This window comes from Paenibacillus sp. PvR133, assembly GCF_017833155.1.
Classification (GTDB): domain Bacteria; phylum Bacillota; class Bacilli; order Paenibacillales; family Paenibacillaceae; genus Paenibacillus; species Paenibacillus polymyxa_B.
The window spans coordinates 1,599,453-1,622,742 of the sequence record NZ_JAFIBS010000001.1 but is presented as its reverse complement, the minus strand read 5'-3'; the positions used below and the strand labels follow the sequence as shown (position 1 = coordinate 1,622,742).

General features: G+C 46.5%; 20 protein-coding genes. 5 read left to right on the top strand and 15 right to left on the bottom strand.

Annotated features, from left to right (window positions below; genetic code table 11):
• Positions 1 to 69 precede the first annotated feature (69 nt).
• From JOE49_RS07185 to JOE49_RS07165, 5 genes are all read right to left on the bottom strand, one after another.
• Positions 70 to 1,173, bottom strand: a complete 1,104-nt coding sequence (locus JOE49_RS07185; RefSeq protein ID WP_023986585.1) for a hypothetical protein — start codon at positions 1,171 to 1,173, stop codon at positions 70 to 72.
• Positions 1,174 to 1,606: 433 nt separating this feature from the next.
• Complete coding sequence (locus tag JOE49_RS26780) at positions 1,607 to 2,335, bottom strand: LytTR family transcriptional regulator DNA-binding domain-containing protein (RefSeq protein WP_160788838.1); 729 nt, start codon at positions 2,333 to 2,335, stop codon at positions 1,607 to 1,609.
• Between the two features lie 414 nt (positions 2,336 to 2,749).
• Positions 2,750 to 4,048, bottom strand: a complete 1,299-nt coding sequence (locus JOE49_RS07175; RefSeq protein ID WP_209940808.1) for an ABC transporter substrate-binding protein — start codon at positions 4,046 to 4,048, stop codon at positions 2,750 to 2,752.
• A 218-nt stretch (positions 4,049 to 4,266) separates the two neighbouring features.
• A complete protein-coding gene (gene ppdK, locus JOE49_RS07170; RefSeq protein WP_209940807.1) occupies positions 4,267 to 6,939 on the bottom strand; it encodes a pyruvate, phosphate dikinase in 2,673 nt (890 codons plus the stop codon).
• Between the two features lie 271 nt (positions 6,940 to 7,210).
• A complete protein-coding gene (locus JOE49_RS07165; protein ID WP_160789545.1) occupies positions 7,211 to 7,768 on the bottom strand; it encodes a GNAT family N-acetyltransferase in 558 nt (185 codons plus the stop codon).
• A gap of 177 nt (positions 7,769 to 7,945) precedes the next feature.
• Between JOE49_RS07165 and JOE49_RS07160 the strand changes: the two genes are divergently transcribed.
• Both JOE49_RS07160 and JOE49_RS07155 read left to right on the top strand, forming a co-directional pair.
• Positions 7,946 to 8,821, top strand: a complete 876-nt coding sequence (locus JOE49_RS07160; protein ID WP_231517208.1) for a hypothetical protein — start codon at positions 7,946 to 7,948, stop codon at positions 8,819 to 8,821.
• Positions 8,814 to 9,428: a hypothetical protein gene (locus JOE49_RS07155; RefSeq protein ID WP_076265106.1), complete on the top strand. Its 615-nt coding sequence runs from the start codon at positions 8,814 to 8,816 to the stop codon at positions 9,426 to 9,428. Before JOE49_RS07160 ends, JOE49_RS07155 begins: the two co-directional genes overlap by 8 nt.
• A 70-nt stretch (positions 9,429 to 9,498) precedes the next feature.
• On the opposite strand, the gene JOE49_RS07150 is transcribed toward JOE49_RS07155, so the two are convergent.
• From JOE49_RS07150 to JOE49_RS07110, 9 genes are all read right to left on the bottom strand, one after another.
• A complete protein-coding gene (locus JOE49_RS07150) occupies positions 9,499 to 9,954 on the bottom strand; it encodes a hypothetical protein (protein ID WP_160789546.1) in 456 nt (151 codons plus the stop codon).
• Positions 9,955 to 10,003: 49 nt separating this feature from the next.
• The gene (locus tag JOE49_RS07145; RefSeq protein ID WP_076295727.1) at positions 10,004 to 10,966 is read right to left on the bottom strand and encodes an ABC transporter ATP-binding protein; all 963 of its coding nucleotides are present in this window, start codon (positions 10,964 to 10,966) and stop codon (positions 10,004 to 10,006) included.
• On the bottom strand, positions 10,959 to 11,996 hold the full coding sequence (locus JOE49_RS07140) for an ABC transporter ATP-binding protein (protein ID WP_069080538.1): 1,038 nt from the start codon (positions 11,994 to 11,996) through the stop codon (positions 10,959 to 10,961). Before JOE49_RS07140 ends, JOE49_RS07145 begins: the two co-directional genes overlap by 8 nt.
• A gap of 58 nt (positions 11,997 to 12,054) precedes the next feature.
• Positions 12,055 to 12,900 (bottom strand): ABC transporter permease, encoded by an 846-nt coding sequence (locus JOE49_RS07135; RefSeq protein WP_013308329.1) that lies wholly within the window; start codon positions 12,898 to 12,900, stop codon positions 12,055 to 12,057.
• 4 nt (positions 12,901 to 12,904) lie between these two features.
• Positions 12,905 to 13,855, bottom strand: a complete 951-nt coding sequence (locus JOE49_RS07130; RefSeq protein ID WP_023986565.1) for an ABC transporter permease — start codon at positions 13,853 to 13,855, stop codon at positions 12,905 to 12,907.
• Positions 13,856 to 13,927: 72 nt separating this feature from the next.
• Positions 13,928 to 15,547: an ABC transporter substrate-binding protein gene (locus JOE49_RS07125; protein WP_209940806.1), complete on the bottom strand. Its 1,620-nt coding sequence runs from the start codon at positions 15,545 to 15,547 to the stop codon at positions 13,928 to 13,930.
• A 156-nt stretch (positions 15,548 to 15,703) separates the two neighbouring features.
• Positions 15,704 to 16,066 (bottom strand): DUF1304 domain-containing protein, encoded by a 363-nt coding sequence (locus JOE49_RS07120; RefSeq protein WP_023986563.1) that lies wholly within the window; start codon positions 16,064 to 16,066, stop codon positions 15,704 to 15,706.
• Positions 16,067 to 16,196: 130 nt separating this feature from the next.
• A complete protein-coding gene (locus JOE49_RS26650) occupies positions 16,197 to 17,708 on the bottom strand; it encodes a methyl-accepting chemotaxis protein (protein ID WP_209940805.1) in 1,512 nt (503 codons plus the stop codon).
• 257 nt (positions 17,709 to 17,965) lie between these two features.
• A complete protein-coding gene (locus JOE49_RS07110; RefSeq protein WP_023986561.1) occupies positions 17,966 to 19,219 on the bottom strand; it encodes a cation:dicarboxylate symporter family transporter in 1,254 nt (417 codons plus the stop codon).
• 211 nt (positions 19,220 to 19,430) lie between these two features.
• Between JOE49_RS07110 and JOE49_RS07105 the strand changes: the two genes are divergently transcribed.
• Complete coding sequence (locus JOE49_RS07105; RefSeq protein ID WP_209940804.1) at positions 19,431 to 20,735, top strand: sensor histidine kinase; 1,305 nt, start codon at positions 19,431 to 19,433, stop codon at positions 20,733 to 20,735.
• 5 nt (positions 20,736 to 20,740) lie between these two features.
• The gene (locus JOE49_RS07100) at positions 20,741 to 21,670 is read left to right on the top strand and encodes a response regulator (RefSeq protein ID WP_023986559.1); all 930 of its coding nucleotides are present in this window, start codon (positions 20,741 to 20,743) and stop codon (positions 21,668 to 21,670) included.
• A 203-nt stretch (positions 21,671 to 21,873) separates the two neighbouring features.
• Here the strand turns inward: JOE49_RS07100 and JOE49_RS07095 are convergent, their stop codons facing one another.
• The gene (locus tag JOE49_RS07095; protein ID WP_209940802.1) at positions 21,874 to 22,377 is read right to left on the bottom strand and encodes a MarR family transcriptional regulator; all 504 of its coding nucleotides are present in this window, start codon (positions 22,375 to 22,377) and stop codon (positions 21,874 to 21,876) included.
• 321 nt (positions 22,378 to 22,698) lie between these two features.
• Between JOE49_RS07095 and JOE49_RS07090 the strand changes: the two genes are divergently transcribed.
• Positions 22,699 to 23,196, top strand: coding sequence for a DinB family protein (locus tag JOE49_RS07090; protein ID WP_023986557.1), 498 nt, complete (start codon positions 22,699 to 22,701; stop codon positions 23,194 to 23,196).
• The last annotated feature ends 94 nt before the right edge of the window (positions 23,197 to 23,290 follow it).

The following is a 23,290-nucleotide window of genomic DNA, read 5'->3' as shown; positions in this document are numbered from 1 at the left end:
CTACTCCTTAACTCCCATCAAGGTGATGCCTTCAATAATTTGCTTTTAGACAATGATGAAGATTTCGATTTAAGATATTTTTTGTAGCTTGGTAAGCGAATAGGTGCGGCCACCATCTGAAGTATAAAAATAATTGAATGGACTTAAGAACTCGCAAACCTGGAATGTGTCCAAATTAATAACGATGTAATTAGGACCATACGAAAAATCGGCTTCCCCTGTTCCAAAGGTTCTCGGAGTTTGAAGACCCGAAGGATCGGTGTAATCCATAATATGGGTTACATCTCCTTTTACATTTCGATAATAGCTGTTACTATACAGCCATGACCCCTTATTGATTTCAATCAGTAATGCATTTGGAGCAGAATAGGGTGCACTACTGGAGAACGACCCCAAATATACGCCCTTTACTTCAGCTACTGAAATGCTCATATCTCTAGCGGAATACCCATTTGGGGTATACCAGGTTTCGTGGTTTTCCCAATTGAGTCCCGTTAAGATATTATCTCCGTTGCTGCGGATCGTTGAAAGATCATAATACAATACGACTCTGGAAAGGTCAGCTGTACAATTGATAATGGCAGAGGCACCCGATGGATTGGAAGCATTCCACATCAATTTATAGCTGCCTTTTTCTTCACCTGTCGCAGAACCAATTACAATCGCATATTTACCTGCCGGGATATTAATGTATGCTTGACCTCCGTTTGCTTTAACACCCCATCCAGTAGAACTGCCTAACGAGCCGTTGGCATTGACATTGTACAGAATAGCCAACAGATTTGGATTGCTGGAATCCAGCTTTAGGAATGATAGCTGCTTTGCAGTGAGAGAAACCGCGTAGCTATCAAATGAATCACTGAGAGTGCCATCTCCTACAAATACAGGTTCAGAGATACCCCATGCGCTTTGCGGTTTAACGGTTCTGCTCTGGGTTGAATCTGTGGAAATCTTTTTCGCTTCGTCCGGAGATATTTCATCTAGATTTTCAAATTTTTGAGTATCCATTGCAGAATACGGTATCGAGGACATGGATTGAATTTCTGCCTTCTTCGTCTCTTCCTTAGCCGCTTGCGACGTTGTTTCACTTGCCGCGAAAGAGGGAACTACTGAAACACTGTACATGAGCAGTATTGCCAAAATAAAACTAACACTTTTTCTGACAAATTTCATAATGTACTCCTTTCACGATTGAGATACTTATTTTCAAAAAATTAGTAAGCTTCGTTCTAGGAAGTCATCTACATGATCATCTCTAAGATGCATAACGTAAAAGTCTATATCACTCGCATTCTCCTTTCGTAGTTTTGAATATGAGTCAATCGTTTCTTCTGTTGTGTCTAGATTATTAAATAGTACAGAAGAAATTTCAATGGACTGGCGTAGATAGTATGTTGATGTCGTAAACAGCATGAAATACGAGTAAATTTCCGTCCGGACAACTAAAAGAGGGTGTCGCAAACCAGCTGTAAATTAGCTGTTTCGCGGCACCCTTCATTAATTTGGGCATGCCTTTCTGATGATAGGACTGATTACGCCAAGGGTATCAGTACGACGCTACATTTCGTTCAAAAGACTTCAAGAAAGCATACTGTATTTATAATATTCACTGCAATACATCATCTGAATATACCTCAAGCAGGTTAGTAATATAATTCCTGCTCACAGGGAGATTGGTAATCTCATGACCATTAAAAATATCGACGGAATATGGATAAGTTATTTTTACTCTGTAGATTTTAGATTTTGCAATTACATACGACCTATGTATCTGGATAAAATTTTCACAGCCTAATAACTGCATCACTTTGTTTAAGGTTCCTCTAAGATAGATTTCCTCTTTTGTTGTATGATAGATTATCGTATGATTATTCACTTCCACAAAAACTATATCACTTTGACGAACACTATTTATGGTGGACTCTGCTATGATAGTGAACACTCGCTCCGGTTTTTTTTGCTTCACTACTCTATCCAAAAATAGCGAAAGTCGCTTCTCGTCAATAGGTTTTTTCAAGAAGCCCATTGCTTCCACTAAATATCCGTCAATAGCACGAGCAGAATCAATGGTAACAAAAATGATAGGTACCCGATTGCCCATTTTTCGGATATGCTTTGCTGTAGTCATCCCATCAATATCTTCTTCACTACTTAGCGAAATATCGAGCAAAACTACGTCTATATCTATGTGAGCATTAAGATATTGAATTAATTTCTGGGACGAATAAAAATCAGCACATTGCAGCTCTATATTTTTATTTAAAGCCCACCGAGATATAGACGCTTTTAACGCATCGCGCCAATAACATTCGTCTTCACAAATTACGACCTTCACGGCATACCACTTCCTTCATTTGTACAGTTAAGATACAAGTGTTGAAAATTTATGGTCGGTGGCTACAGCCTGCGGCGCTTTACCGAATTGCTTGATATGTGATTCTATGACGGGGACGGGCAATTCATCTTCAGACGGGTTTCCTTCATAATACGGCGTAGCACGAGACGACTTATTTGGAATCTTTTTTCCCTCGACAACAACAACTTCTACATGGGCGACTCGAATTCCTTGCTTGTTTTTAAGGCGAAACTCTGACTTTTTAAGGGGTAACTAATCAGAACCTGGAAAACAATTTTTAACAAAAGCTTAACAGACCCAGAAGCTGGGGGCCAATGAAAAGGCAGCCCCACAGCGCTTGATGCTTTTTCTGCATCTTGTCACCTTCCTCCCCGGTCATAGCCCATCCCGTGCCTACCTGACCGCCTTGGATATGATCTGACTCAACTTTTCAATGGTTGCCGCAGCATCCTGCTTGCCCAGGAACATCAGGTCGATGGTTTCCGTGATATCCGAGTTCAACCCCGGCACCTGAGCATCATAGGCCAGTGCAGATCCATGAGCATGCCCTATGTTACGTCCCTCAGTCAAATAGCTTGAATGCTCAATTGTCGCCTTTTTCATAATGCTCTCATCGGCCGCAGCAAGTGTACCCATGGCATTTCCGCCTTCAACTAGCCGCGCCTCCTGCCCCTTCACAGAGACGTAGAATGCTGCCAGCTTCATGGCCTCTTGCACATGCGGACTATTTTTGTTTACAGCTACATAGGCAACCGGAATGGCGACGGGCTCATTCTTACCGGTATTGGATGGCCAGTAGATATAATCGAAGTTGAGGCTTTTATTTTGACTAAACAAGGGCTCCAGCCATCTTCCCGCCGCCAGCATGCCGACTTGATTGGACATGAACATCGCGTCAGCCCCTTGCCCTTTGGGAAGCGAGCCGAGATATACCGCATTTCCCTTTTTCACCATATCGTACATAAAACTGAAGGCTTCCTTGCCCTTTTCATTGTGGTCCAGCACATATTTGCCTTGTTCATCAAAGATCTGACCGCCATTCGACCACACCCATGAATACCAGTGAGCCCACCAGTTTTCCGCAATATAACCCTGCTTTCCAGCTGCCTTCAGCTTGGATGTAACCTCCTCAAAAGCATCCCAGTTCCACCTGCCTTCGTCATAGTATTCTTGCGGCGTCTTCACGCCTGCTTCCTTAAATACCTTTTTGTTGTAATACATGACCATCGGGTTGGAGTCGGGAGTGACCCCATAGATTTCCCCGTCACGCTTTGCCGGTCCCCACAATCCTTCCGGAAAATCCTCAGCCTTCACATCACTCGCATCACTATTTAAAAACTCACCCAAAGGCTGCACCTGCTTCGCCCCGATCAAACGCGCAATCGTCGGTTCATACGCATAAAACACATCCGGTCCGCGACTTTCCTGAAGCTGTGTCAGCAGCTTTTGCTCATATTGGTCTCCCGGCACAGGCACCAGCTTAACCTCGATATATGGGTTTTCCTTTTCAAATGCATCCAGCGCCCGCTGATACACCTTCACCTCCGCAGGATTACCCCAAGCCAGCATCGTAAGCCGCACTTTTTGCCCGTCTGTGTTCTTTATTTTGGGAGAGGTACTGCATGCCGCTGCAAGCAAAAACAGAACGCTGAGGAAAAATCCAATCTTTATCCAGCTCATGTAATTGTCCACCTTAACCGCCTCCTGTAGCTTCACTTGGTTGTATGTCTTCTTTTTTTGAAACGCTTACAAAACTTTCCCTATCATCATATGTAGGAGGGCGAGACACGATATCCCCATTTTCATTTCTATATAAAATTTATTGTTCTCGACGAGATCTGCATATCAATGTTGCTGTAAAACGAACAAGGCAGCCTTTGAAGCAAGGCTGCCTTGAATATGCTAATAAGCTACAAAGCGGACAACGATCCCTCAGGTTGCTCCGCTCTGACAAGCAAAGCTGCTTGGGCAGCGGCAATGCGGGCAAATGGCACCCGGTACGGTGAGCAACTGACATAGTCCAGTCCGCTGCGGTGACAAAAGAGAATAGACTCACTATCCCCGCCATGCTCGCCGCAGATACCTGTCTCCAGAAAAGGCTTTTTTGCCCTGCCTTTGACAACAGCCCATTCGATCAGCTTGCCTACGCCATCCTGATCCAACACCTGAAAAGGGTTCGTTTCCAGTATGTTTTTTTCCATATAGGAGCCGAGGAATTTACCTTCAGCATCATCTCGACTGTAACCAAAGGTCATTTGCGTCAGATCATTGGTTCCAAAGGAGAAAAAGTCCGCGTACTGGGCCACGCTATCTGCCAGCAGGGCTGCTCTTGGAACCTCAATCATGGTGCCCACCCGATACTTGAACCACTTAAATTCCTCGCTAAGCACCTGAACGGCTACCTTATCAACCAGTTCCCTCATTTGCTTGAGTTCATTGGAGTGACCGACCAGCGGAATCATAATCCCCGGTCTCACATCCACGCCCCTGCGTAGTGCCGCTTCCGCGGCCTTAAAGATCGCTTCAATCTGCATGTCGTATATCTCTGGAAACAGAATGCCCAGCCGAACACCGCGCAGACCCAGCATAGGGTTAATTTCCCGTAGTTCATGAACCTTGGAGATAGTGCTTTTAAGACGTTGGAGCTCCTCCGCGTGGCCGCCGGAAAGCACAAGCTCCCGATGTCGCTCCTGAAGCTGTTCCAGATTCGGCAGGAACTCATGTAACGGCGGGTCCAGCAGGCGAATCGTCATCGGTAAACCGTCCATCGCACTGAACATAGCCTCAAAGTCAAATTGTTGCATTTGGAGCAGACGATTCAAATGAAGAATCCGCTCCTCCTGATCATCGGCCAAAATCATCGCCTGAACGATAGGTAGACGATTGCCAGAGAAAAACATATGCTCCGTACGACATAGCCCGATGCCTTCGGCTCCAAATTCACGGGCTTTGACTGCGTCGAATGGCGTATCCGCATTAGTGTAGACCTTCAACGTCCGAATGCCGTCCGCAATCTCCAGCAGCTTCAGTAACTCCGGTGTAATAACCGGCTCATTGAGCGACAGACTGCCTTGGTACACCTGTCCGTTGGTCGAATCGAGTGAAATATCCTCCCCTTCCTGAAAGGTCAGGGTACCGATACTGACGCTCCGACTGCTCAGATCAATGCTCAGCGCGTCACAGCCGCAAATGCAGGGTTTACCCATGCCCCTTGCAACCACAGCAGCATGGCTGGTCATCCCACCTCGACTCGTCAGCACCCCTTCGGCGGCAATGATTCCGTGAACATCATCGGGTGAGGTCTCCACACTGACCAGGATGACTTTTTGCCCATCCTTCGTCCAGTTCACTGCCGTATCCGCGTCGAATACAATACGCCCACTCGCTGCGCCAGGCGAGGCTGGAAAACCTTGGGTAATTGCCTCCAGCGGTGTGGAAGTATCAATGGAGCGATGCAGCAGCTGGTCCATGTGGGACGGTTCGATCCGCTGGATAGCCTCCTCTTTGCTGATAATCCCTTCCTCCACCAGATCCACAGCTATTTTTACAGCCGCCTGCCCCGTTCTTTTGCCGCTGCGCGTCTGTAGCAGATACAAATTGCCTTTTTCAATCGTAAATTCGATATCCTGCATATCCCGGTAATGACACTCCAGCAATGAGGCCAGCTCTTCCAGACGATCATAGACTAGCGGCAGCTCTTCCAGAAGTTGTGGAATAGGGTTAGGCGTTCTTATTCCTGCCACGACGTCCTCTCCCTGAGCATTTACCATATACTCACCGTACAGTTCCTTCACACCTGTGGAGGGATTGCGGGTGAAGAGCACTCCGGTTCCGCTATCGTTGCCGAGATTGCCAAACACCATGGCCTGAATGCTCACTGCTGTTCCTTGTTCATCTGGAATGCCGAAAGCCTTCCGGTAAACCTTGGCACGCATATTGTTCCAACTGCGGAATACAGCCCCCACCGCCAGTTGCAGTTGCTGATACACATCCTGTGGAAACGGCTGTCCACTCCGCTCTGCGACAAGATCTTTATAATTTGCGATCAGTTCCTTCCATTCTCCTGCGCTAACCTCTTGGTCACTGACACGCCCGTTGGTTTGCTTGCTCTGCTCCTGAAGCTGATTAAAATGGATGGAGTCTATTCCTAGCACGACCTCGCCGAACATTTGAATAAATCTGCGGTAACAGTCATAGGCGAAGGTTTCATTTCTCGACTGTTCTGCCAATCCACGCACGGTTTCATCATTCAGACCCAGATTCAGAATCGTATCCATCATACCGGGCATTGAGGTTACCGAGCCTGAACGGACAGATACCAGCAAAGGCCGCTCCGTATCTCCGAATATAGCCGACTGCGCTTCCTCAATGTCGTGCAGGGCGATTACGATCTCCCCCAATAAGCCCTCCGGAAGCTTGCTGCCTGAAGCAAAATAGGCTCGGCACGCCTCGGTGGTCACCGTGAAGCCGGGAGGGATCGGGAGACCCAGTGTCGTCATTTCCGCGAGATTAGCGCCTTTTCCTCCTAGTAGCGCTTTCATCCCCAACTTACCTTCGTTAAATGAGTACACTCTTTTCAGCATTAAATTCATTCCCTCCACTTATCGAGATACATGCCTGAATTAATCTATATGTCTATTTAAAGTTGTAACACAAATCAGGAGGAAATTTCAATATATATGACGTAATATATACCTATAACATTCATTTATGATGTTTTAATTAATGAATAAACTTATTTATAAAACACTTTAATTCGGAATTAGACGTATATCGGGATAGAATGACACGACTTAAAAAAACAAAAAGGACATCTGTCTAGACGTCCCTTTGCTCAGCTCAGATTTTATTTTTCTACATCTCTGTTAGCATCTTTTCAAAAATATTATAGCCGTTCGTTTCGCCTATATACGTATAACCGCATTGTGTGTAAAACTCGCTAAGCTTGTCATTTCCCGCAATACAGTCTAAACGGATTCGATCCTTGCCTGTGAAGTGGATGCCTTGTTCAATCCATTGCATCAGCTCACGGCCTAGCCCCTTCCCGGTGCTATCGCGATCCACAACCAAACGATGCAGATATACTGAGGTTCCTCCTTCAGAATCCGTTTCGTCTAGTCCCCACAACTTACGGTCCCATGCACTGGGCTGCTGCTGCAAGATCACTGCGCCTGCCAGGCTATGGTCCTCCGATGCTCGGAAAATAACCACTTCTCCGCGTGCAATAGCGCCGCCCAAGTTGTGATCATCTTTTCCTTTAAGTAAGTTGCCCCATTGCGTGGAGCCTTTGCTGTGCAGCCATCTGGCCGTCTTTAAAATTAACTCCTGAACCTCAGCCTGATCTTCAGTGCTTGCCTGAAAAGCCATTAATCCTGGTTTGACGGATGATTCGACAATAGTCATTGATGTCATGCTGCACCTCAACTCTCAAATTTTCCTTATGTATAAAATATAGCATAAAAAATGAGCGTCTAAATCTACAAAATCATCCTCTTCATTACCTCTATAATATAAATACGGCTATACTCTTATCGATCATTTATGGTGAAAAATGTAACCTTTCTAATCATTTCAACCGATGATATCCGTATGAGAAAAGATGGAAAGGTTGTGAATGAGGTGCCAAGCCGTAATCCATATCTCCTCAAAAAGATATTTGGCATAAACAAAGAACGTATACTCATCTTCGCGCTGCTGCTGATCCCGGCTATCGCTGCCTTTATTGGAACACGGCCTATGCCTGCACAGTATATTTTGCAAGGAGAAATGCATCCGGTCAAAGATCTTGGCGTTCAGGGAAGCGTGTTTTTTGCGTCTGTTCAAACGGGTATTGCTAACAATCTCCTGGAGCGTTGGAATGTATATTCCAGTGAAAATGTATCCGGGGGAGCGATTACATTTGAACCCCTTGCCCCTGATGAAGTGGACTCTTATTTGAAGGACCTCACAGAGACGGACACGCTAAAATATTCTGCCATGCAAGCCGTACATGCAGCGACGGAATTAAGCGTAGACAGCGACACAGCTGAGGCTACGGCGACGTTCTCGAATCTTAGCAAATTGGAGGATGCTCGCTATGCGGAGCTATTGACTCATTTGCAGGATCTTTCGGGAAATTCCTTGGGTCTGATGACAGGCATCGGACTGTATGAGGAAGCCAATAACATCGACTTTTCAGATGGCGGACGTCACAAAATCGCAGGCTCTGGCACGATGGAAGAATACGGAGATGTCGGATCGGTCGGTGGACTGGAGCAAAAGCTGCTGGGAGCCGAGGCTGCAAAGGTTGATCTATTTTTCGTACCGGCAGATTATGAATGGTACGGTGAGGAAGGCAACGAAGCAGAAGCTGCCCGAGTCCAAAAGGAGCATGGGCTCAAGCTACGCATTATCCCCGTAGAAACACTGGAGGATGCTATCGTGTATTTGAAGCAACTAGACTGGGAGGAAGTACATCTTGAATGATTCAGATTCCAAAGCATTCCCGTCCAAGACAGCTGGCAGTGTACATCAAGCCTTACTAGCAGTGGGCACTATGGGCGAATTTCTCATCCTTATTTTTACGTTAGTGTATATTTACGCAAATGATTTTTATTACGATCATCTATACGAGCTGGAGCAAAAATTTACAGTTTTTAGCTTTGTTCTGTACTACATGTGTTTTGTAACCTATCTGATCTGGCTAGTTCAAGTACATAAAGCCATCCGGCAAAAGCATTCCGATTATCCGATTCGTACCGTGGGAGCCATTGCTCGCATGATTCCTTTTATTAACTTGTGGGGATTCTCCAATACATTCACCCATATTTATAGCTACTTTGCGCTCCACCCCGAATTGGAGCGCAAAGCGCGTTATATTCAAAAGATGATTGTTCCGCTATATTTTGTCTGGTTTGGTGAAGGGATTATTAACCGGATTCTTATCTTACATTTTTCCCATATGGAGTCGATGTCCATGTTGCTGGGAGCTATCATGCAAACCACCAGAATGGCATTCTTTTACTGCATGACACGGGTCATTCACAATAGTCTGGTCATGCTGAATAAAAAAGATGAAGAAGGATTGCATTAAAAAAACGAGCTGGCCTTCACGGTCAGCTCGTTTCAATCTCTGGTGAAGTGTTTTACTCCATAAACAATATTTAATTCGTCTGTGAAGCAGGTACAATTCGGTATAATCCTGAAGTCTCGCCAGCCGCGGGACGTAATTCCTGGATGAACCAGCCTAACGACAGCACTCTCTCCAGCCGATCATACTCAGCCTTCGTCAGTTCGGATGTAACAGCTTCGCTTCCTTCCTCCAGTGACAGCTCAGGCTCCCGCCCGAACGCAACGGCAATCCACGAACGAATGCCCCGGATCGTATTGTACTTGATCTGATATCCGTCCGTTACCGCGCTGACAAACACTTCCGGCTCTTTGGACGCCAGCCCGGTGACAAGCTCTGTATAATCAAAATCGGATGGTCCGTCCGTTGGCAGCTCATTTTGCTGCACCCGACGGATTAATTCGTCTTGGGACCAGCCTAAAGAGCGTAATGATTCCAGCAAGAGTGCGTCCCATTGGGAAATACGTACTCTTTTCGTCAATTCAGTCATCGTTTTTTACCTCCTTTGGGTCATGCACATCGTACAACCGCTCTTAACCCTAACGGTTAACCGGGTATGCTACATAATGGCCGGGACTGATTTCTCTCAGCTCGGTTGCACTGTTGTTATCCTTGTCCCATACTAATGAGCCGTCTGGTTGGGCCAAGCCCCCCTCCAGTCCCTCCCGCTCTCCGACTGCTCTCGGATCAGGCACAGGGATGGAGGACAGCAGCGCCTGCGTATAAGGGTGAGCAGGCTGCTCATACAACTCATCTGCATCAGCTACTTCTACCAGTCGCCCATGGTACATCACACCGATTCGGTCTGAAATATGCCGCACCATCGACAAGTCATGGGCGATGAACAGGTACGTCAGCCCGAACTCCTGCTGGAGATCCTCCAGCGTGTTAATGACCTGCGCCTGGATGGACACATCGAGTGCCGAAATCGGCTCGTCACAGACGATGAACTCGGGGTTCACGGACAGAGCACGAGCGATGGAAATCCGCTGGCGCTGCCCGCCGCTGAACTCGTGCGAGTAGCGATACAGATGCTCCCGCTTCAGCCCTACCTTTTCAAGCAAAGCCACTACAGCATCCTTACGCTCACTCCCCTGATGCAATCTGTGAATATCCATCGGCTCACCGATCAGGTCAAGCACGTTCATACCCGGATTAAGAGAGGAATATGGGTCCTGAAAAATACTTTGAATGCGCCGACGCAGCGGCTTGAGCTGTTTGTCGTTCAGCTTGGAAATATCCTGACCGTCAAAGCGTACCGTACCTTCTGTATAATCGTATAACCGTGTCAGACAGCGTCCAACCGTTGATTTCCCACTACCTGACTCACCGACCAGTCCGAACGTCTCACCACGCTTGATTTGAAAGCTCACGCCATCCACCGCCTTGAGCACCTCAGAGCTACGCCCTAACAAATCCTTTGCGGTCACAAAATGCTTCTTAAGCTGGTGTACCTCTACCAAGGGCTGATGCTCACCCAATACATCGTTTGCTTCACTCACCGTTATTCCCTCCTTCCGCTTGCCCCGCTTCGGGCGTCTCGTAGACTCCAGCAGGCACTGCGTCCGGCTCGTTCAACCAGCAGGCTGCTCGCTGATCCGGGCGCAGCTCCACCATCGACGGCCGCTCCACACAGCGGGCAAACGCATGCGGGCACCGTTCCATGAACGGACAGCCCGATGGCGGGTTCAGCAGGTCTGGCGGCGTGCCCTCAATCGGCACCAGCCGCTCGCGGAAGCCGTTCGTGCGCTGGGGCACAGAACGCAGCAGGCCCTGCGTATACGGGTGGCCCGGACGATAAAAGATATCGTCCACGCGCCCCTCCTCCATCACCATACCGCCGTACATGACGATGACACGGCTACACACCTGGGCGACGACGCCCAGGTCATGGGTGATCAGAGCAATCGACATGTCGGATTGCTGCTTCAGCGTCTTGAGCAGCTCCAAGATTTGCGCCTGAATCGTCACGTCCAGCGCTGTAGTCGGCTCATCTGCAATCAGCAGCTCCGGGCTGCACGAGAGCGCCATGGCAATCATCACCCGCTGGCGCATCCCGCCACTGAATTGATGCGGGTATTGGTTCATTCGGCGCTCCGGCTCGGTAATGCCTACTTGTCGCAGCAGTTCTACAGCTGCTTGCGTAGCCGCTTCCTTGCTCAGTCCTCGATGTCTGCGGATCACCTCAACCAGGTGATAGCCAACCTTTTTGACCGGATTCAGTGAGGTCATCGGGTCCTGAAAGACCATCGCAATCTGGTTTCCGCGTATTTTGCGCCATTGCTTTTCCGTCAGAGCGGTCAGACTTTGTCCCCGATAACGGATATCGCCGTTCAGCCGCTTGCCCGGCGGGGCGATCATCGACATGATCGCTTTCGCTGTAACACTTTTGCCGCTGCCGGATTCTCCTACGATTCCTACCGTTTCTCCAGCATCAATATGAAAACTAACCCCTCGAACTGCCTGATTTTCCCCTTCACGAGTGAAAAAGGAGACCTCCAGCTGTTCGACGGACAGTAGATGTTCCGTCATTGTGTTTCGCTCCTTCCTGTCGCTCCTGGAGCCATTTGTAATGGATTTGTGCTATGAATCATCGTTTTACTAATTTGGGTTCAAAGCCTACACGCAACACATCTCCCAAAACATTAAAGCTCAACACAGTCAGTAAAATAAGTAGACCTGGGAATAATGCCATATATGGGGCCTGTGCAATATATCCTTGGGCATTATTCAGCATACTGCCCCACGTAGCGTTCGGTAGCTGAACACCAAAGCCGAGGAAGCTCAGTGACGATTCCATCATAATCGCTGAAGCGATATTGTTCGTCGCCCCTACGATAATTACCGGAATCAGATTCGGTACGATGTGCTTCATAATAATACCAAACGTACTTTGTCCCGAAGCTTTGGCGTATAGTACATACTCCCGTTCGCGCAACGTCATTGTCTCTGCACGAACCACCCGAGCAATGTTCATCCACATGAGCAGGGCGATAATGACAATGATATTGCCGACGCCCGGCTTCAAAAACACACTCAGTAGTAAAATAACCAAGAAAGACGGAATCGACATGATCAGCTCCAAAACCCGCATAAGCAGATTGTCGATCCATCCTCCAAAATATCCGCTCACAATACCTACCACTGCACCGATACTGGTCGCAATAATCATGGACGCAAAGCCTACCAGCAATGATACACGTCCACCGTACAGTGCTCTTGTAAAATAGTCCCGCCCATAATCATCCGTCCCAAACCAGTGTGCCGCTCCCGGCGGTTGGAGACGCTCTAGCACGTTCAACTTATTTGGGTCCTGCGGCGATAAAAATGCGAAAATCGCCCCCAGCGAGAATACGATCAATAGTATGAGGGCGACGGCGCCCATTTTGCTCGTCATCAGCTCGATCCCGATGTTGCGCCATTTGCTCCGATTCATGAATTCACCTCGTTGATTTAATTCTCGGGTCCGCAATGCTGTATAAGATATCTGCAAGCAGATTACCCAGGATCAGCAGCAGAGCGGAAAATAAAGTAATCCCCATGATGACGGGATAATCCATCCCTTTCACCGCCGTCATACCCAGCGAGCCAATGCCCGGCCAGGAAAATACCGTCTCCGTCACAATGGCTCCAGCCACCAGGTCCGCAACCGACATTCCGAGCAGTGTAATGATGGGCAATAGCACATGCTTGAGCACATGTCGAAACAAAACCAGTCTTTTTCCAGACCCGAACGCGTATTGAATCTGCACATACTCTTCCTTGAGCTGCGTAATCGTGCTGGAACGGATGTACCTCACATACACAGACAGAAAGCCGAAAGCCAGTACAAAACATGGTAAAATTCCATGCTTAATCACATCGAGCACCGAGTCCGTACCGATGGTACGCATCCCTGTACTCGGAAGCCAGTGCAGATAAATCGCAAACAAATAAATAAGTAAAATACCGAGCCAAAACAGCGGAACAGATATCCCGATGTACGACATCAGATTAATGAGCTTGTCGATCCAGCGATTCCGATTAGCCGCAGCCGTCAAACCGAGTGGAATTGCAATCAGCACAGCCAGTATGATAGATGCGCCCATTAACCCGGCTGTAGCCGGTAGACGATCGAGAATCTGATCCAGCACAGGCTGGTGATTAATTAGCGAGTAGCCGAGATCACCCGTTAGGCTCTTTTTAAGCCATAATATGTACTGCACATAAGCGGGCTGGTCCAGCCCCAAGCTATGCCTCATTCGTTCAATGTCTTCCAGATGCATATTCGGTGTAACAAAAGAGAGAACCGGATCACCTGGAGCCAGCTTGATCAAGCCGAAGCAGACGATGGACACAAAAAATAGCATCGGTATAACTTGCAGCAACCTTCTGGCGATGAGTTGTCTCATACGTTTCCCTTCCCCTTGCTGTTTTCGAAAAAAATAAGCTGGTTAGCCCAGCTTATTTTTGAAAACCCTGTCTTATTTGTGATAAATTTTGGACAAATCCTCGAAAATCACGACCGGCTTCAACACAGCCTGATCAATACCGCCATACTGCTTGTCGAAGGCTACAATAGTCTTGGTGTAAGCAATCGGGTAGATGACAGCATCCTCAGCCAGCAGCTCCTGTACCTTTTTATAAATTTCTCCACGTTTAGTCGTATCCGACTCACCCGCGCCCTCTTCCAGCAGCTTATCCACTTCTTTATTTGAATAATGCGAATAATTGGAGGACGATCCGGTGCTATACAAAATACGATACGCGTCAGGGTCATACCCCATGATATAGCCGCTGATCGCCAGATCGAAGTCCTTGGCATTCGTATCGACGAACTTTTGTGACCATGCTGAGGAATCCATGCTGTTCACGTCCAGCTGAACGCCTATGTCCTTTAACTTCTGCTGGATATAGAGCGCTTGTGCTTCCTGTACCTTGTTGCCGCCCGGAATGATAATGCGCAGCTTCAGTCCTTCAGCTCCAGCCGATTTCAGCAGCTCCTTCGCCTTGTTCACATCATTATTGAAAAATGCAACGTCGTTCGTGTGATACAGTACATCCTGTGTCAGAGCAGATTTCGCAGTATCTGCATAATCCTTGGAACCATAGGAGACTTGAATCAATTCATCCTGATTCAATGCATAAGAAAGCGCCTGACGTACTTCTTTTTTGTTCAACTGCTTCGTATCACTGTTTTCATTAAACATCAGATAAGCCAAGCGACCTTCGCTGTAAGGGAAAATGTCAAACTTATCTGTTGCCTTAATGGTCTCTACATTTTGTGGATCGAGATAGTTTACATTGATCTCACCATTTTGAAGGGCCAAATTCGCAGCATTCGAATCTTTAACAATCCGGTATGTTACTGAATCCAGATGCGGCTTTCCGCCAACATAGTTATCGAACCGTTCGAGTGTAACGTACTCACCGGTTTTGTACTCTTTAAATTTGAAAGGACCTGATCCAATTGGAGAATTGTTTTTTGTGCTTTTCTCAATATCCGCTTCATTCTCGAAAATGTGCTTCGGAATCGGGGATACCTGTACCAGTGCTGCCTCAAAAGCAGGAGCTGGCTGAGGAAGCTTGAAATCGACCGTTGTATCATCAACCTTGCTCGCCTGAATCGGTTTGCCATTAACCATAAAATTACTTCTCAAAAAGCTGTGCTGCTTCTCGTCCAAAATTTTGTTAATGGTGAAAACGACATCGTCAGCTGTCAGCTTCTCGCCATCATGCCAAGTCAGATCTTTTTTCAATTTTAGTGTATAAGTCAGCTTGTCTGCTGAAGGAGTCAGACTGTCTGCCAAATAAAATGTCTTTTTGCCATTGTTCACCTGAAACAATGGTGCGAATATCGCCTGGTCTATCGTCAGACTTACCCGGTCACCCGCATAGTTCGGATTCAGCACCACCGGATCAGCTTGTACGCCAATGATCAGGCTGCCGCCATCTTTAGGCTGTTCGTTATCAGCTGTTGTGGTAGCTGTACCAGGCGTATTCCCATTCGTCTCAGACGTAGATCCAGAATTCCCGCCGGAGCATGCACTTACAACCAACATTAATACAATTAATACCAATACACCAGTCAAATTACGACGCATCGCTCTAGCCCCCGTGTCCTCTTAGTATGTAATAAATTTATTATAAATCGGAATAGTCGGATTTACAATCGATCAAAAACTGTTTATTCCCCTTGTCATTAGCATTCCAGACATTATGTGATCGAATCTAGAAAAAAACACCCGGTAAGGGTGTCTTCAGAGTATCCACAAACTGATCAGTGCCAGGATGGCAGGCAGGCCTTGCTTTAATAAAATAGACTTATTAGCAGTTAATGCACCATACAACGCAGCCACTACCACACAAATGACAAAGAATAATTGGATTTGCCGCCCGATCACAGTATCCGGATAGAACAAGCCCCACACCAATCCGGCTGCCAAAAAGCCATTGTACAGCCCCTGATTTGCAGCCAAGGATTTGCTTGCTTCCGCCAGCTCCTTCGAGGTGCCGAACGTACGCATCGCCCGCGGAGTCGTCCACAGAAACATTTCCAATATTAGAATGTACACATGCTCCAGAGCTACAATTCCGACCAATATTGAACTAAGTAAGCTCAAGTATATTCCTCTTTTCCACATAAAGTTACTATGAGGTGATTTTTAGATCTATCCTCGAAAAGTATAGTTCATCTTCCAAAAACAGTAAAGAGACCGAGCCTAAGGCCCGGCCTCATTTCTACATGAAGCCTTACATCGTTCTCGCAAAATCCAACAAAGCTTTGGACATGCTGTTGATCTCGTCTGTAGATGCATTCACTTGCTGCGTTAGCGCGGCTTGTGTTTGTGTCAGCGTAGACATGTTACCGATATTGTGCAAAATCCGCTCGATGAGTGTCTTCATTTCGTCCAGACTAGTCTCGATATTTCCGGTCGCATCAGCACTGTGAATGGCAAGTTTTCTCACTTCATCTGCGACTACCGCAAAACCCCGCCCCTGCTCGCCCGCACGCGATGCCTCAATGGCAGCATTCAGACCCAGCAGATTTGTTTGATTCGCAATCTCTTTAATGAAGTTGGAAATGTTTTGGGTTTCTTCTGCACTGACTTTGGCTTGATTCGCTGCCTCTGTCGATTGCTCCTGAGCCGTTGCCAGCTCCTGCGCCTGGTTACTAACCGAGGTAACGCCGTTCACCATTTCCGTAATGGAATCGGAGAGATGCTGGATTTTGAGCGTAAGCTCATCCGCGACAGCCTGCTTTTCCTTTTCCACTGTGATATCACGAATGGTCCCGGCAATACGAATAGGCACTCCCTTGCTATCGCGTATGCTTCTTCCACTGTTTTGATACCAGCGATATTCGCCATTTTTACTTTGCAAGCGACACACCATGTCATATGGCGTACGATCTGAATAGTCATTTAAATGATCAACTACAGCCTTAAACGCATGCTCGGCATCGTCAGGATGTATACGCGAACTCCAACTGCTTAGTACACTCGGGAAGTCCTGCTCATCCTTAAAGCCCAAGATGTGGCGGAATTGCTGGGACCACCAAAATATATTATCCGGGTTCTCAATGTCTCCATCAGCCAGAATGACATCATATGGAGCCTCCACCAAAACACGATTGATGAGATCATATCTTGTAACTAGAGCCTGCAACTCCTCGGACTTGATCTTCTGGTCGTGCACATCCAACAGAGCGCCCGCAATCCGAAGTGGCACTCCCTGCTGATCGCGGATCGTCGTTCCGGTAGCCCGGAACCAGCGGTATTCTCCATGCTTCAGCTTCAAACGATACTGTACGTCATAAGGCGTCTTGCCCGTAAAATCCAGCAAATGATCTGACAAAGCTGCCAATGACCTGTCATGATCTTCGGGGTGCAGCCGGGATGCCCAGCTGTTTAATACATTGGGGAAGTCCTTTTCGCTCTGATACCCCAGCATAGCACGAAATTCTTCTGACCATGTGAACGTATTACTTGGATTGACGGGATCACCCGCAACCACCTCCATGTCCCATAAGCCAATCTCTATAGCCTTGGTAACAAGCTTCAGACGGATGTCAACATGTTGAGCATCCTTTTTCATGGACTCAAGCGCTTGGTTGACATTGTTTGCGATTTCTTGAACCTCGGAAGATTTGGATGAAACTTGTATTGCGGCAGAATAATCCTTCTGCTGTATTCTTTGTGAAAGTTTGCGGCTTTCTTCTACTAAAGGAGCAAGTGAGTCGGTCTCATTTTTTTTAAAAAACATATATGCTCTTCCCTTCTAAGCCAATATATAAAACGATATAGTTTAATATCGGAATTTTATTAAGAATCATTATAAATAAATCTAAAATTGCATAGGTAATAAGAATCATTTTTATGTCCATATACCTATATATTCATACAAAAAACATCGAAAAATGTCGAAAAAGGAAAGATCTTAATAAGTCTGGAGACGAAAAGAGCACCTTCGCAATACTTCACAAAGGTGCTCTTTCTGTCAACTATTCAGTTCGTCGCATCTTATTTAATTGAAGCAACGTATTCTTCGCCCTTTTCTTTATCATATTGGCCTTCCCATTTGGACATGACCACAGCGGCAAGCGAGTTGCCTAATACATTGACTACCGTACGCGCCATATCCAGAATGCGATCAATACCAGCGATAAAAGCCAAACCCTCCAGCGGGAGGTTCACTGCTCCAAGTGTAGCGAGCAAAACGACAAAGGAAGCACCCGGCACCCCTGCAATACCTTTGGATGAAATAATCAAAACTAGCACCAGCGTGATTTGTGTCGTGATTGGCAGGTCAATGCCGTACATTTGGGCAATGAAAATCGCAGCCAGTGCCTGATACAGGGTGGAACCGTCCAGATTAAAAGAATACCCAATCGGAATAACAAAGGAAGTAATTCCTTTAGGACATCCGAACTTCTCCATCTTCTCCATGATCTTAGGCAGAACACTTTCCGAACTGGCCGTCGAATATGCAAGCAACAGCTCACTTTTCAAAATTTTAATCATGGTCCAGAGACGGGTACCGCAAAGCTTGGCGATAATTCCAAAAACAATCACAATGAACAGCGCCATGGAGCCGTACACCGACAAAACAAGCTTCAATAATGGCCATAACGAGGCCAATCCAAACTTGGCCACTGTCGTTCCAATCAGTGCGAATACTCCGAACGGAGCCAGGCGCATGACCTGATTGGTTACCCAGAACATGGCGTCGGCTACGCCTTCAAAGAAATTCAGCACGGGCTTGCCCTTGTCACCAATCGCCGCTACCCCTAGTCCAAACAGTACGGAGAAGAATATAATAGCCAGCATATCTCCCTCGCCCAGAGCTTGAATAATATTGGTAGGAACAATATGCACAATCGTATCTATAAAGCTATGGCCTGACTTCTCTGCAGTCTCCACATAGGAATGAATATCACTCTTGGCCAGGTGGGACATATCCACGCCGTCACCCGGTCGAACCAAGTTGGCAACAAGCAGTCCGAAAAGGATGGCGATTGTCGTTACAATCTCAAAGTACAGAATAGACTTGCCGCCAAGTTTACCTAGTTTTTTCATGTCTCCCACGCCGGCAACGCCGATAATGAGCGTTGAGATCACAATAGGCACGACAATCATCTTGATCAAGCGGATGAAAATATCGCCGATTGGCTTTAAGTAGACTTCCACCCCTGAATTGCCGTAAAATAAGGCACCAATAATAATACCTAAAGCCAGACCGATAAAGATTTGCATCGTCAAATTAATCTTTTTCACTTCGTGTCCCCCCTGGCTGATTTGTATATTTTTGCAGTATGCTGTTCTTAATATTCAAATGATGTTATTTATACTACAATCTGATCTATAAAAAACGACAATTATCTACAGCCACATTTATTTTTTTCTATAAATTCACAAACTTTAACGGCGAGCCTGTGAATTTAGCTCACATTGCCTTTCTGACTGAATACCCAGGAGGTGAATATGGATGAAGTTGAATACGCTCCTTTTCCTGCTCATGCTTGTATTTGTACCGCTCGCAGGTGAGCTGAATATTCACCCGTTCGCTAATACATTCCGTCTTAGCTTTGGTACGCCTGTATTTTTTTTCTTTCTGTTATCTATTCGTCATATTCCGCCTGCATTATCGGGAGTGCTTGCAGGGATAGCTGTAGTGGCCTTTCGCATCTTACTCAATCATTACACTCAGCCCGGTCTTCCCTTCGAAGAGTTGCTGACACTACATGGCCCTACCTTTTTTTATTACATGGTCTACGGTCTGCTCTTCCAGGTCCTTAACATTAATGCTGAGCCTTACCGCGCGCTCCGCGTGGGCATCCTCTCTGTAGGGATTGAGGTTGCCGCAAGTGTGTCGGAACTTAGCGTCCGGTGGAGCATTGACGGCGATTTCTGGGACATCGTTAAAATCAGCAAAGTAGCTTTCATGGCTATGATCCGCAGCTTCTTCGTGCTTGGGTTTTATAATATGATTCGGCTAAATCAATCGGTTCAGCATGAAGAGGCACAAAGGCAGCAGACAGAGCGAATTTTACTCCTTGTATCGGACTTGTATGAGGAGTCGGTCCAGTTAGGCAAAACACTATCACATGCAGAACAAATCACTCGTGAAAGCTACGAGCTGTACCGTGAGCTACAGCAGGATGAATCTCTGAAAGATAGAGAACATTACGCCAGACAGGCACTTCGTATTTCCGGACAGGTTCACGAGATCAAAAAAGACAGCCAGCGGATTTTTGCTGGTTTGTCCAAGCTGATTGATGCCGAAAGCGGAGTCCATTACATGGCTTCTCAAGAGCTTGGGGAGCTAATCATCCGAACGAACAGCAAATATGCGCAATCGCTGGACAAGTCCATTCGTTTTACCCTTGATGTCGATCCTTTGTTACCCAAGCTGCATGTTTATACCGTTTTGACACTTATTAATAACCTGACAGCCAATGCGGTTGAAGCAATGAAGGACAACGGAAGGATCGACGTTTCCATTCGTTGTCTCCCGGGAAAAGAGGACATAGCTTCCTTTAGTGTTACCGACAACGGTCCGGGTATTCCTCTGCGGAAACGGGAAACGGTCTTCACACCAGGGTACACGACCAAGTATGATGAGGAAGGACAGCCGTCGACCGGTATGGGATTGTTTTATGTGCGTGAGGTCGCGGAGAGCCTTGAAGGAACGATTGAACTGCAACAGGATGAAGAAGAGAATACAGATAGATTACAGACCACTTTTAGAATTACATTGCCTTTACGGAAACTGACGGAGAAAGGAAGATAGCCCGGATGCGTTTTTATATTGTGGATGACGATCAGGGAATTCGTTCTATGCTGGCAGATATTATTGAAGACGAAGGTCTAGGGGAAGTCATCGGGGAAGCAGAGGATGGTACCTACGTGAATAGCGGCCTCCTGGAGCTGAACCGGATTGATGTATTGCTGATTGACCTGCTGATGCCGCTTCGTGACGGCATTCAGACCGTGCGTGCACTCGGCGATCAATTCAGCGGCAAAATCATTATGATTTCTCGCATCGAATCCAAAAACATGATCGGCGAGGCGTACTCGCTCGGTATTGAATATTATGTGGCCAAGCCTTTGAATCGACTGGAGATTATTGCAGTTATTCATAAGGTGGCTGAGCGTCTGCGCATGCAGCAATCGATTACGGATATCCAGCGCACGCTTCAAGGGTTGTCGATGTTCACATCGAATAACCCAACGGCAACAATTGAACCGACCCGAAACATCGTAACTTCCGGGCAGTTTCTGCTCTCTGAAATGGGGATGATCGGGGAAGCCGGGAGTATGGATCTACTGGACATGCTGGAATTTCTGGACCAGTATGAGGAGGAAACAGGCAATCTATCTCCCTATCTGTTCCCGCCGTTGAAGGATATATTTGCCAATGTGGCGTCCAAACGGTTGGGGGCTTCAGCCTCAGCAGTAGAGCTGAGTAAGGAAATCAAAGCATCGGAGCAACGTGTCCGCCGCGCTATTTTCCAGACGCTAAGCCATATAGTATCGCTCGGATTGACCGACTATACGCATCCTAAATTTGAAAATTATGCATCCAAATTTTTTGATTTTACAGAAATCCGCAAAAAAATGCTGGAGCTGCAAAACAATGTGGAGCCTTCACTGTCCCAAGCCCGCATTAATACGAAAAAGTTCGTACAGGTGCTCTATATGGAAGCAAAACGGCTATTACACTAAGCATTTTGCATAAATCCCAAGAGTATTCACAAATCAGCAATATATAGATCGGAACGGGTTAGTCCGTCTAAATATTGTACCTTCGAGCGTTGGGAATCGAATTATGCAAACTGCTGACATTAAAAGAAAAGCACCTGCATCTCCCCATGTATCTATTACTCGGAGATAAAACAGGTGCCCATCGTTGATGATTCGATATCCCTTTAGTCCAGACTCTTGTCCTGCCACTCCATAGTTTCTAAGAGATCTACACCATCGGACAGCAGACGTTTCAAGACATTCAGTTCTTCCGAGCTATAACGATTTAAAAATTGAAATAACTGCTGCTGTACCTTAACATGCAGTCGTTCATGCACAAGAAAAAGTCTTTTCCCCAACGGGGTTAACCGAAAATAAATTTCTTTCTTGTTGTCGTTAAGCTGGGTTCTGCGAATCCAGCCTTCCTTGAGCAGCTTGGTGCTGACTTTCGAAACTGTACCCTTGCTCAGCTCAATTCGATCCGCTAATGTCGTAACATTAATCGGCTCATGCCTCCCGATACAGTCAATAACGTGCACATCCGTCAGATTGAGCGAAGCAATTCCATCAAAATGCTCGTGGATTTCTTCGAGAACAGTCATGCTCTCTCTCTGCTGATGCTGTTCCAGCTGGTGATTCATCTTAATGAGCAAATCATAAACATGCTGAACTGATGTCGCTATCTCCATACGAACAAATGGTCACTCCTTTGGCATACTCCTCCTTTTATTATAGCCCATATTTGTTTCATAGAAAACAATATATGCATACGGAAAGCTCCCCTTTAACATTTCCGTATATATACAAAATATATCTATTGTAGATACTTTGTTTCCATTGAAACAATTTTATTTTAGTGAAATTGAGAATGATTATCAACCTTTTTTTAAAAAAGTTATTTCTGTTTCACTCCAAACTAAGTAGGTATTTTCATTTTGAAAAATATAATTGTATAATCGTAAAATGAGAATAAGCTAGAAACAAGTTCTCCATAGAAGGGATGATGATACATGTCGGATGCAAACCAATTATTCGGTCAAGCACTGGTTAAATCACTGGTCGGGGAACGTGGACATATTCGAGTAGCTCGGGCTTTACCAGACATCGACGTCGAGCTGGCAGGGAAGAAAAATGCAGAAATGCCTTACAGCATTTACCAACTGCTGAAGCATATGATTTACTGGCAGCAATTTATGTTGGAGCATTTGGAAGGACGGAAGCCCCAGCTTCCGGGGAATGTCATGGAAAGCTGGCCCGAAGAGACTGGACCGCAAAGCGAAGAGGCATGGCAGGCTGTTATTAATGAATTTTTACAGGGCGTGGATCAGGCTGTGCAGATTGCCGAAACCGCGCAACTGGATGATTCACTAGCTCATTTCCCAGGTGAAACGAAAGCAGGACTTCTGCGGAATATCGCTTCCCACAATTCATATCATTTGGGTGAAATCGTACTGCTACGCCGGATTTATGGAGCTTGGCCACCACCAGGAGGCGGCTTTCCCGCTTAAGGCAACACCACGCTCTAATCAAGATTTCCCCCATCCGCTGCTTCATACCTCCATCATTGCATTGGGATTTAGGCACCACGAGGAACTCGCTTGC